Origin of the sequence: Weizmannia sp. CD-2023 (assembly GCF_036225245.1) — a bacterium.
GTDB classification, from domain to species: domain Bacteria; phylum Bacillota; class Bacilli; order Bacillales; family Bacillaceae_C; genus Weizmannia; species Weizmannia faecalis.
Genome location: NZ_JARTJQ010000138.1, coordinates 1 through 11,245, shown reverse-complemented (window position 1 = coordinate 11,245; position 11,245 = coordinate 1). Strand labels below are relative to the sequence as shown.

The following is an 11,245-nucleotide window of genomic DNA, read 5'->3' as shown; positions in this document are numbered from 1 at the left end:
TTCTCATTGAGTCCGGGATTGGCAACGGAAAACTGACAGACAAGCATAAGCGGAATTACGGCGTCACAGAGGAGTCTCAGATCGACCGTTCATTAAGCGCATTCGGGTTGACACGGGAGGATATCTACATTGTGCTCATGACGCATTTGCATTTTGACCATGCATGCGGCTTGACCATGCCAGATGATACAAATGGATATGTCCCTTCATTTCCAAATGCCGCCATCTATGTATCTGAAACGGAATGGGACGAAATGCGTCACCCGAATATCCGTTCAAAAAGCACGTATTGGAAGGAAAACTGGGAAGCAATCCAGCATCAGGTGCAAACGTTTAAAGAAGAGGTTACCATTGAAGGCAAAGTCCGGATGGTACATACAGGCGGGCACAGTGACGGGCATGCGATTGTAATGGCGGAGTCCGGCGGCGAGAAATGGATCCATATGGCAGATCTTTTGCCGACGCACGCGCACCGCAACCCGCTTTGGGTGATGGCTTATGATGATTACCCGATGACCTCCATTTTTCAAAAACAGAAATGGATTGAAGAGGCGATCCGGGACAATGCCTGGTTTGTATTTTACCACGACGCTGTCTACCGGGCGCTGAAGTGGGATACGGACGGGAATATGATAGAAAAAGTGGAACGTGAAAAAATGCCCGTATAAAGTGGTAAAAAACGGTGAACAAAAGGTCCACCGTTTTTTACTGCCGCGTATGGGAAAAGATCCGTGCCGATTTTTGCATGGCATAAACCCCTGCGGCTTTCCTGCTAAACCGACCCGGTAACGAGAACGCGCCGTTTTAAATTTCACATCGAAATGCATCTTATCCTGTTAAATGAACAACCATCCAGCAAAGGGCCGGCTTAAAAATGTGAGGAAGCGCGGGATTTACATGGAGTGCGTCTACGTTAAGGAAGCACGGAAAAAAGATGGCCTTTCTTCACCTAGAGCCTGTCTACATTAAGAAAGCAAGCAAAAACAAGGCGCTTTCTTAATCTAGAGCCTGTCTACGCTAAGGAAACGCGAAAAATTGAGGATCTTCCTTAACCTAGAGTGCGTCTACGTTAAGAAAGCGCGGAAAAAAGACGGCCTTTCTTTACATAGAGGGCGTTTACGTTAAGGAAGCAAGCAAAAACGAGGCTCTTGCTTTACATAGAGGGCGTCTACATTAAGGAAGGATGGAAAAACGAAGGCCTTTCTTAACATAGAACCCGTCTATGTTAAGGAAGCGCGGAAAAACGAAGGTCTTTCTTCACATAGAGGGCGTCTACGTTAAGGAAGCATGGAAAAAAGATGGCCTTTCTTTACATAGATCCTGTCTACATTAAGAAAGCAAGCAAAAACAAGGCGCTTTCTTAATCTAGAGCCCGTCTACGTTAAGGAAGCACGGAAAAACGAAGGTCTTTCTTCACATAGAGCCCGTCTACGTTAAGAAAGCGCGGAAAATTGAGGGTCTTCCTCAACCTAGAGTGCGTCTATGTTAAGAAAGCGCGGAAAAAAGGCAGCCTTCCTTCACATAGAGGGCGTCTACGTTAAGGAAGCGCGGAAAAAAGACGGCCTTCCTTAACATAGAACCCGTCTACGTTAAGGAAACGCGAAAAATTGACGGCCTTCCTTCACATAGAGCCTGTCTATGTTAAGAAAACGTTGAAAAATGAAGGCCTTCCTTCACATAGGGCACGTCTGCTTTCCAATAAAATATTCCGAACGGTGCCAGTTTAAAAATAGCAGTAGCTTATCCTGCTTTCCCGCATAGAGCCGGCAAGAAAAGCCAGCTCTAAGCCGGGATCTCCGGAACAGGGCCGGTTACCATTCAGCAAAATCCTGATAGAGCTGGCATGAGAAGCCAGCCTTAAAGGATTCCAACCATCCGGCACAAGCCGGTTTAAAACGGATCTGCTTTTCTGTTAAATCGGATAGACATCAAGGACGGTTCCGGTTTTGGCGTCGGCAATAAACTCATACTGCTTCTTCTCTCCGTCTTTTGTAAGCGAAACCCCGCCCTTATAGACCCTCGTTTTAAACGGGTACTTTTCATAATCTTCCTCTGTCATTTGAATCCAGGAACCATCAATCGGACCGTTTTCTTTAAACGCTTTCTTAACTTTTGCAAGAACGGTTTCGGCGGATACGCTAACAGTACGGTGCAATGTTTCATTGACGGCATACCCGGCGGCTGCACCCACAGCGATACCGGCGATAAAAGTTTTCCAATTCATCTTTCTCCTATCCTTTCCTCTGCAATTAATCAGAATAAATCGGTGCTCCCCCTCATTATATACTTTCAAGGCGGTAACCGAAAATGAATTCACTTACAAAAGTACAAAATGAAGTGAAAATCTGGCAAGAAAACCACCCATTATGTAAAATAAACCTTGTACATACGGTATGATAAAAAAATACAGAAACGAGGAGTAAAAAGCATGGAACAAGAAACGCTCGATTTATTTAAAACGCTGACTGAACTGCCAGGCGCACCGGGTAACGAGTCGGCCGTCCGCCAGTTTATGAAGCAGGAGTTGCAAAAATATTCGGATGAAATCATACAAGATCATCTCGGCAGCGTCTTTGGCGTAAGACGTGATCAGGAAGATGGGCCAACCGTGATGGTGGCAGGGCATATGGATGAAGTTGGATTTATGGTTACATCCATCACTGAAAATGGCATGATCCGCTTTCAAACACTAGGGGGCTGGTGGAGCCAGGTGTTGCTGGCTCAACGCGTACAAATTTATACGGATAACGGTCCTGTCATCGGTGTTGTTGGTTCAATTCCGCCACATTTATTGGATGAAAATCAGAAATCCAAACCAATGGACATTAAAAATATGCTGATTGATATCGGCGCAGATGACCGTGAAGATGCTGAAAAAATCGGGATTCGCCCGGGCCAGCCCATCTTGCCGGTTTGCCCGTTCACCCCAATGGCCAATCAAAAGAAAATTCTTGCTAAAGCTTGGGATAACCGCTACGGCTGCGGCCTCTCCATCGAATTGTTAAAAGAACTGCAGGGTGTAAAACTTCCGAACACGCTTTATTCGGGCGCTACGGTTATGGAGGAAGTCGGGACGCGCGGTGCACAGACAGCAGCCAATATGATTAAGCCGGATATTTTCTTTGCCCTGGATGCTAGTCCCGCCAATGATGCGTCCGGCGATAAAGAACAATTCGGGCAGCTTGGAAAAGGCGCATTGCTGCGGATTTACGACCGGACGATGGTGACACATAAAGGCATGCGCGAGTTTGTTCTCGACACAGCCGAGAGCAATGATATCCGCTACCAGTATTTCGTAGCCCCGAATGGCGGGACAGATGCCGGCCGCGTTCATACTACCAATGAAGGGATCCCGAGTGCTGTGATTGGGGTTTGCGCCCGCTATATCCATACGCATGCCGCGATCCTTCATGTCGATGACTATGCGGCAGCCAAGGCCTTGATCGTGAAATTGGTACAGGCCTGTGACCGTTCAACCGTTGATGCGATCCGCAGTAAATAATAAAGAAATATTCGATTTTCCTGAGGCAAAAATGCCCGAAATACAGAGGTGAAAGAATTTGATGATTGCAATTGGTTCGACCAATCCGGCAAAAGTGTCGGCTGTCCGGAAAGCCTTTGAAGTGCTTGACGGGCAGAAAATGGAATTTGTGGCTGCAGGTGTGCCATCCGGCGTAAAAGAACAGCCTTTTTCCGACGAAGAAACGCTGCAAGGGGCCATTAACCGCTCGAGGGCGGTCCTGGCAGCAAAAAATGCGGATATTGGTATTGGTCTTGAAGGTGGCGTGGTGGAAACCCCGCATGGCTTGTTTCTCTGCAACTGGGGTGCACTTGTCGTGGAAGGAGAAGAACCCTTCATCGCCGGCGGAGCAAGGATTCCGCTTCCGGAAGAAATCGCGGTTCGTTTGCGGGCAGGCGAAGAACTCGGACCTGTAATGGAAAACTATGCAAAAAAAGAAAACGTCCGCAAAAAAGAAGGCGCAATCGGTGTCTTCACCAATGAACTCGTCACGCGCGGCGACATGTTCACCCATATTACAAAGATGCTTTTGGGACAGTTTCTGTATCAGAAAAGAGTTGAAAAATAAGTAAATATTTCAATATCCAAAAGATATCTCAAGGCTTTTAAATTCAGTAACGAAAATCTTTGCTGGTCAAGTACTGGCGATTTAAAATTGTAGAAGCGTGTTAATATGGAAGGGAGGAGGCATTGAAATGAAAAAAGTTAGTTTGCTCGTATTGGTTGTTGTTCTGATTGTGATTGGTGGGTTCTTTATATTTCATCACAATCAAAGTCAAAACGTATCAAGTGATCGAAGTCATCCTGAAACAAACTCCTCCACGCAGCCTAAAGATAAAGCACAAAAAAGGGACACAAGTAAGAATGAAGCAGATAATTCAGCTTCCGGTTCAACCACAACGGGAAGTGATGATCAGAAAAGTTCTGCAGGTCAGGTAGAAGAAAACAGCTCCTCATCAGCATCAAACCAGTCTGACAATTCAAAATCAGACCAACCAACATCAGGAAATTCATCGGCATCGGAAAATACAACAAAGAATCATGAAGGAACATCGAACAAAGGCACAAGTTCCAATTCCAATACCGATAAGACCAATCAGGCTGTAAACCGGCCGAACGGCGCCTGGGTAACAACGTTCGAGAAAGAATTATATAAAGGTTATCACGTCACGCCCAGTCACTATAAGTATATTGGCAACGGTAATTGGGAAGTTTGGGTAAAAGAAGTGAATACCGGTGAATACCCCTATGTAACGGTGAATCAAAAGACAGGGGATTTTCATGGCTAATCGTTCCAGATGGCCTTATTGGTTAAGAGTCCTTCAAATTAAAACTATATTTCATTTCATCGGAATATTTAGAAGCATGGTTATAAAGTCAATGATTGAAGAATCAAGATGCAGCGTATCATTCATGGGAGTCCCCCCTTGGGTATCGATTAAGAGTCCGTTTTTGCTCTGAAGCTTTGGACACCCTATCATACCAGGGGGCTCTTTTTGTGCAAACACCAAATTTCTTTGATTACAGGAATGCTTATTATTGTTTAACTTCCCGCTACTGTGTGATTTGAGTCTTTTTAATGTTAAAAAAGATGTGGATATTAGAAGGAAAATGGGAATCTCTGGCGAATATGATGATTCGTATCCTACTTTAAAGAGGAGATTTAACTATGGATTTATTAGTCTTTTTTAAAGTAATTACGGGGATTATTCTATTGGTTCTTACAATCTTTATAATTAGAAAATTACAAAACAATCGAGTGGATGATTATGACAAATATGATAGTTTACTATTATTTTTACTCGTATTCGATTTAATAGTGTTGCCTATTTGGGGATATTTCTTATCTAAATAATTCATTCACTTCAACATTTAGCAGGACTAAAAATCCAGCAACATACGAGAATTTTCAAAGATAAGCTTTTAAGGAGGGCTATCTATTGAATACTTCACCTTCGCTAGTTAAATCAAATAAAAATTTCTTATTATTTTGGTCAGGACAAACTGTTTCGATGTTTGGTTCTCAAGTTACAATTGTCGGACTACCTTTAACTGCAGTCTATTTATTAAAGGCTAATTCATTTGAAATGGGGTTATTCCAAGCCTGTGCAACCATTCCATTTTTTTTATTTAGTTTAATTGCCGGGGCTTGGATTGATCAAAGTAATAAACGTTCGATATTGCTCGTTACAAATTTATTAACTGGACTTTGTCTTTTAGTTATTCCCATCTTTGCCTTTCTTAATGCCCTCAATTTTTACGTTTTTTACATCGTTGTTTTTTTATCTGCTACGTTTTCCATGATGTTTGAACTTGCCTATCTTTCTTTTGTTCCCATTATTGTTTCAAGGGAAGATTTGTACAGAGCAAATAGGAATTTAGAAGTTAGCCGTTCTTTATCCCAAATTTTTGGTCAAAGCATTGCAGGATTTTTAATCAATATTTTATCTGCTCCCATTTCTATCATGATCGATTCAATATCTTATTTTATTTCATTATTTTTTATGTGGAAAATAAAAATGAATGAAAAGAGAGAGACAGTTACAGAAAACATAAATATATTTAAAAGAATTTTAAAGGGACTAAAAGTATTAATAAATAGCCGAATTCTTTTATCTATCTCCATATCTACGGCTATTTTAAATTTTTGCAGAACTGCTTTTGAAACCATTTACATACTATACATAGTAAGGAATGTTGGAATGCACGCATCGCAAATTGGATTAATCTATGGGTTAGGAAGTATTGGAGGGATAATAGGGGCTTACTTTTCTGAATTTATTTCAAAAAAGATGGGTATTGGGATATCGATCATTGGTGCTACCGTTTTAATCGGAGTTGGGGGAATCGTTGTTTTTACACCCTACTTTCACTCTAAAACCATCGCTTTAATCTTACTTACTTTAGGACAGATGCTATCCGGATTTGGAAACATGCTCTATTTTGTAAGCCAGGTCAGTTTAAGACAGGCTATTACGCCATTAAAAATTTTAGGTAGCGTAAATGCAAGTAATCGGTTTATAACAAGGGGAGCGATGCCACTGGGGGGCGTCATTGGAGGCGTTCTTGGCTCGTATTTGGGGTTGAAAATGTCGTTATTTATTTTTGCAGCGGGATTTTTTCTTTCAACCGTAATATTATGTATCACCTCAATTTACAAGATAAGGAGTCTTAATATGAATCTAAACCTATAGAAAATCTATCATTTAAATTCATAAAATTCATTCGTATCAACTCGATTGCTTGATTGGGGAGCCTGTTACCAAGGGATACATCGTCCTGCGGTTGCAAGGCCTTTTTTGATTTTAGGAAAAGTAAAAACGGGGCGGTTTGATGGTAAATACGCATCATCATCCTCTCCCCCCCTTTAGCCTTGTAAAAAAACTTGATTCCTGCTACGAAATGTAACAAATTTGTCACAGATTGATGGTATAATATGTTGAAAAATCGGGAATAGAGTATAAGCTTCAATGGCTTTATCACTTGTCTTAGAAGTATCGATATATCCGGCAGATGGAAAAACAGGGGGAAGAAAGCATGGGCTTTAAGAAAAAACAATATGCAGGGTTCGGCGTGATCCTCGCTTTTATGCTTGTTACGGCTGTGGTCATGCTCGTTTCCATGAATCATATGAAAAAAAACATGTCTGAAATCGTGCAGGACCGCTATGTGAAAGTAAAAATGGCAACGGAGATCCAGCTGCTGTTTTCGCAGTCCGACCGGGAACTTTTGGCCATTATTAATGATGAAAAAGCAAGCGGCACGGAAACCGCTATTCAAAATATTACGGATAACCGTGCAAAAATCGAATCAAGGCTGAACCAGCTAGACAATATATTAAACCATAACCAGGCAAAGGATATTTTGGCAAAGCTCCAAAATGAATTTGCTTCCTATACGGAAACGGAAGAAACGATTATCAATGACGCCAGGCACAATAAAACGGTGCCGTCCGGAGTGATTTCCGACTATCAAACGAAACGGAGCCACTTAACGGGATATATTACCGATTTTAAAAATTTCCAGGAAAACTTAATGTCGAAAGCAATGAAAAATGCCAGCCAGCTGGAAAAAAACTTGCTGCAGATGATTGTGGTTTCTTCCGGGCTGATGATTGCCGTGATGCTGTTTATTGCTTACTGGATTGTATCGGGAACGGCGAAAAGCTTAAACAACATCTCCAAAGTAATGACGCATATCAATTACGATGACCTTACGTCACTGCCGCGGGTGGATGTGAAGACAGAGGATGAAATCGGGGAAATCGGTGCAGCTTTTAACCGGATGGCCGCATCGCTTGAGCAGGCAAGCCAGAAAGAAAAAAATTATATTGAACAAATATCGGAAAGAAACTGGATGCAGACGACGCTTGCCGAAATGGCGACGATGTATCAGAATATCACCCATATCAACACGCTGGCGGAACGGTTTATTCAAAAAGCCGTACCGGTTATGGCAGCCTCGATGGGTGCCTTTTATTTGAAAAGAGGAGAAAAAACAAAAGCCGAGTTTGTCAAAATTGCTGCTTATGCGGAAGACCGCGGGAATCCGGGCCGCGAAAAATTTTCATACGGGGAGGGGCTGGCCGGCCAGTGTGCGTTAGAAAAAGAGAGCCGGATCATTACCGATGTTCCCGAAAATTATTCGCTAATTTCGACCGGTTTGGGTGAAGCGAAACCGCGCAGCATTCTGATTGCGCCTGTCATTTATGAAGAGGAAGTACTGGCGGTTTTGGAACTGGCAAGCCTGGAGGAGTTCACGCCGGCGCGGCTTGAGCTCATCAAGCAAATCAACCATACACTCGGGATGGCAATCAACAGTGTCCTGAGCAGAATGGAGGTTGAGCGGCTTTTGAAAGAATCGCAAATGATGACGGAAGAGTTGCAGGCCCAGTCGGAGGAGTTGCAATCGCAATCGGAAGAACTGCAAGCCCAGTCGGAGGAATTGCAGTCGCAGTCTGAAGAATTGCGCATGATCAATGAACAGCTTGAGGAACGGACGAAAGAAGCGGAAAAAAGAGCGCAGGAACTGGAAAAAACAAAGCATCAGTTGGAAGAAAAAGCAGAGCAGCTTATCCAGAGCTCGCAGTATAAATCTGAATTTCTTGCAAATATGTCGCATGAACTGCGGACGCCGCTCAACAGCATTCTGCTTCTTTCCGAAATGCTGGCGGATGAATCGGAAGAGGGCAATCTGACCGAAGAACAAAAAGAATTCGCCCGTGTGATCCATTCATCCGGCAGTGACTTGCTCAATTTAATTAACGATATACTTGACTTGTCCAAAGTAGAAGCCGGCAAGATGGAAATTGTCATTGAAGAGACGAACACCCGTGAATTGCCAGTGTATGTCGGCAACCAGTTTGCTTATTTGGCAGAGCAAAAAGGACTTGAACTGAAGATTGATGTCGATGATAATGTGCCGGATTTGATTTATACCGACCAACGGCGTTTCCAACAGATCGTGAAAAACCTGCTTTCAAATGCCGTCAAATTTACGGAAAATGGTTCGGTGACGTTCCGGATGCGCAAAGTGAGCGCAGAAACAGCCGGAAAATACGTGAAAACGGAAGGCGCCGATTTTTGGCTGGAAGTGGCTGTGCAAGACACGGGGATCGGGATTCCGGAAAAGAAACAGGATCTCATTTTCGAAGCCTTCCAGCAAGGGGACGGTGCGACCGGCCGCAAATACGGCGGTACGGGACTCGGTTTGTCCATTTGCCGTGAGTTTGCCCGCTTGCTCGGCGGCACAATCTGTCTCGACAGCACTGTCGGAAAGGGCAGCACCTTCATTTTGTATATTCCAAGCTTGCCGAACGGGATGACCGCTACGGAAGAAGTGCCAGCGTCGGAAAGCGAAGCAGCGCCGGCATTGCTGCATGAAGAAGATCAGCAGCAGGGCGAAGAAGAATCAGCCGATCAGGCGCTCCGAAATAAAACGGTGCTGATTTGTGACGATGACAACCGGAACATTTATGCACTGAAAAAGGCGCTGTCGAAAGAAGGCATGAAAGTGCTTGTGTCGCAAAACGGTTTCGAATGCCTGGATATGCTGGACCTTCACAAAGAGGTCGACATCGTCCTCATGGATATTATGATGCCGGGCATGGACGGTTATGAAACGATGCAAAGAATTCGGAAGAACGATGCATTTGCGGATTTGCCCATTATCGCTCTGACAGCAAAAGCGATGAAAGGCGACCGGCAAAAGTGTCTGGATGCCGGCGCAACAGATTACATCAGCAAACCGCTGAAGATGGACCAGCTGTTATCTGTCATGCGGGTATGGCTGCCGCTAGAATAAAGGCAGGCTGAGGGAAGGAAGCCCGTGAAAAAGCGGAGAGAGGGGTACGGGGTGAAGGAAGGCTGTACATTTTGCTTGCTTTCTTCACGCAGGGAAGTCCGAAAAAAATTCGTTACAGGAATTTCTTTGTAAAAAAGGCCGCAAATTTAGCCCGCTATCTTCACATAGGCATGCTCCAAGTAAAGGAAGCACGGGAAATTTTGTTGCTTTTTAGCGGCCGTTGCGGAATGAATGCCATTTCCGCAATTTCAACAAGCCCAAACTTTAGAATGATGGAGTGCAAAAAGCGTGAAAAAAAACCAACTAACGGATGAGGACATCAGGAAGCTCGAACTGGATATGCTGCTATTTGCCATTTACCGGATATCTGGCTACGACTTCCGCCAGTATGCCCGTTCTTCCATTGAAAGGCGGGTTACGCACCGGATGCGGCTCGAAAACCTGCCGAGCATCAGCGCGCTAATCGAAAGGGTGATCCATGAACCCGAATTCCTTGAAGTGCTGTTAAATGATTTGTCCATTCAAGTGACAGAAATGTTCCGGGATCCGGACTTTTTTGTCGCCTTTCGCGAAAAAGTCGTCCCGGAATTAAGGCAGTACCCGGAAATCCGGATCTGGCATGCAGGCTGCTCCTCGGGTGAAGAAGCCTATTCGATGGCCATTCTATTGGACGAAGAGGGGCTGCGAGAAAAAACGAGAATTTATGCAACCGATATGAATGAACGAGTGTTGCGCCAGGCGGAAAGCGGCGCCTTTTCGCTTCATAAAATGCAGACGTATACGAAAAATTATTTCCAAGCAGGTGGGAAACGCGAATTTTCCTATTATTACACGGCCGATGCCCAGCATGCCTATTTCAATAAGAGCCTTGCGGAAAATATCGTATTTGCCCAGCACAATCTTGTCACGGACGGTTCGTTTAATGAGTTCCATGCGATTATTTGCCGGAACGTTATGATCTATTTTGACCAAAACCTTCAGAAAAAAGTTTTGCGATTATTTGATGAAAGTTTAACGAACCGGGGATTTTTAGGGCTCGGCCATAAAGAAACCGTGCGGACGATTGATACGGAAGGAAAGTATGAGGTTTTTGACAGAGAAGAAAAAATTTACCGAAAAAAAGCATAACCATTTAAAAAACGGCGAGACACTGCGATCTCGCCGTTTTTTACTGTATTTTCGCCGGACAACCCCTATATCCCGCTTAGTAAGCCCTAGCACTTATTTTGCCTGCACGAGCACAACACACATATCATCCGGCTGTTGTTCCTGCAGTTCTTTGGCAAGGACGGTATCCAAGGGGGAAGCGGCCTTTTCTGGAGACCAAGTGGATGAAGCGAGCTGCTGCAGGATTTTCAAGCCGTCGTGGCTGTCCGAATCGAGTGCTTCCATTACGCCATCTGTAAATAGGGCTTGCTGAAT

The 11,245-nt window shown here is 44.1% G+C and carries 11 protein-coding genes; 8 read left to right on the top strand and 3 right to left on the bottom strand.

Annotation, left to right across the window (positions count from 1 at the left end; genetic code table 11):
- Nucleotides 1–668 (top strand): MBL fold metallo-hydrolase (locus P9687_RS16775; RefSeq protein WP_328228941.1); only part of this gene is annotated, 668 nt, incomplete at its 5' end.
- Between the two features lie 1,244 nt (nt 669–1,912).
- Here P9687_RS16775 and P9687_RS16770 read toward each other — a convergent pair.
- Nucleotides 1,913–2,224 carry a PepSY domain-containing protein gene (locus tag P9687_RS16770; RefSeq protein WP_014097678.1) on the bottom strand — a complete coding sequence of 104 codons (312 nt, stop codon included), beginning with the start codon at nt 2,222–2,224 and terminating at the stop codon, nt 1,913–1,915.
- A 204-nt stretch (nt 2,225–2,428) separates the two neighbouring features.
- On the opposite strand from P9687_RS16770, the gene P9687_RS16765 reads away from it, so the two are divergent.
- The 5 genes from P9687_RS16765 (at nt 2,429) to P9687_RS16745 (ending at nt 6,714) form a co-directional block, all read left to right on the top strand.
- Nucleotides 2,429–3,502: a M42 family metallopeptidase gene (locus P9687_RS16765; protein WP_014097679.1), complete on the top strand. Its 1,074-nt coding sequence runs from the start codon at nt 2,429–2,431 to the stop codon at nt 3,500–3,502.
- 61 nt (nt 3,503–3,563) lie between these two features.
- A complete protein-coding gene (locus tag P9687_RS16760; protein ID WP_017550256.1) occupies nt 3,564–4,088 on the top strand; it encodes a DUF84 family protein in 525 nt (174 codons plus the stop codon).
- A gap of 127 nt (nt 4,089–4,215) precedes the next feature.
- On the top strand, nt 4,216–4,809 hold the full coding sequence (locus P9687_RS16755) for a hypothetical protein (RefSeq protein ID WP_014097681.1): 594 nt from the start codon (nt 4,216–4,218) through the stop codon (nt 4,807–4,809).
- A 380-nt stretch (nt 4,810–5,189) separates the two neighbouring features.
- The gene (locus tag P9687_RS16750) at nt 5,190–5,375 is read left to right on the top strand and encodes a hypothetical protein (protein WP_014097682.1); all 186 of its coding nucleotides are present in this window, start codon (nt 5,190–5,192) and stop codon (nt 5,373–5,375) included.
- Nucleotides 5,376–5,460: 85 nt separating this feature from the next.
- Nucleotides 5,461–6,714: an MFS transporter gene (locus P9687_RS16745; RefSeq protein ID WP_017550258.1), complete on the top strand. Its 1,254-nt coding sequence runs from the start codon at nt 5,461–5,463 to the stop codon at nt 6,712–6,714.
- Here P9687_RS16745 and P9687_RS16740 read toward each other — a convergent pair.
- Nucleotides 6,692–6,874, bottom strand: a complete 183-nt coding sequence (locus P9687_RS16740; protein ID WP_017550259.1) for a hypothetical protein — start codon at nt 6,872–6,874, stop codon at nt 6,692–6,694. The two genes, P9687_RS16745 and P9687_RS16740, sit on opposite strands and share 23 nt — an antisense overlap.
- 183 nt (nt 6,875–7,057) lie before the next feature.
- Between P9687_RS16740 and P9687_RS16735 the strand changes: the two genes are divergently transcribed.
- On the top strand, nt 7,058–9,823 hold the full coding sequence (locus tag P9687_RS16735) for a hybrid sensor histidine kinase/response regulator (protein ID WP_014097684.1): 2,766 nt from the start codon (nt 7,058–7,060) through the stop codon (nt 9,821–9,823).
- Between the two features lie 288 nt (nt 9,824–10,111).
- Nucleotides 10,112–10,951: a CheR family methyltransferase gene (locus tag P9687_RS16730; protein ID WP_014097685.1), complete on the top strand. Its 840-nt coding sequence runs from the start codon at nt 10,112–10,114 to the stop codon at nt 10,949–10,951.
- A 93-nt stretch (nt 10,952–11,044) separates the two neighbouring features.
- Here P9687_RS16730 and P9687_RS16725 read toward each other — a convergent pair.
- Nucleotides 11,045–11,245 (bottom strand): SpoIIE family protein phosphatase (locus P9687_RS16725; protein ID WP_328228593.1); only part of this gene is annotated, 201 nt, incomplete at its 5' end.

Bases quoted from the DNA above. Each gene is read 5' to 3' on its own strand.
- P9687_RS16740 (WP_017550259.1), bottom strand. From the start codon at position 6,874: ATGATGATGCGTATTTACCATCAAACCGCCCCGTTTTTACTTTTCCTA.
- P9687_RS16750 (WP_014097682.1), top strand. From the start codon at position 5,190: ATGGATTTATTAGTCTTTTTTAAAGTAATTACGGGGATTATTCTATTG.
- P9687_RS16765 (WP_014097679.1), top strand. From the start codon at position 2,429: ATGGAACAAGAAACGCTCGATTTATTTAAAACGCTGACTGAACTGCCA.
- P9687_RS16760 (WP_017550256.1), top strand. From the start codon at position 3,564: ATGATTGCAATTGGTTCGACCAATCCGGCAAAAGTGTCGGCTGTCCGG.
- P9687_RS16735 (WP_014097684.1), top strand. From the start codon at position 7,058: ATGGGCTTTAAGAAAAAACAATATGCAGGGTTCGGCGTGATCCTCGCT.
- P9687_RS16755 (WP_014097681.1), top strand. From the start codon at position 4,216: ATGAAAAAAGTTAGTTTGCTCGTATTGGTTGTTGTTCTGATTGTGATT.
- P9687_RS16770 (WP_014097678.1), bottom strand. From the start codon at position 2,224: ATGAATTGGAAAACTTTTATCGCCGGTATCGCTGTGGGTGCAGCCGCC.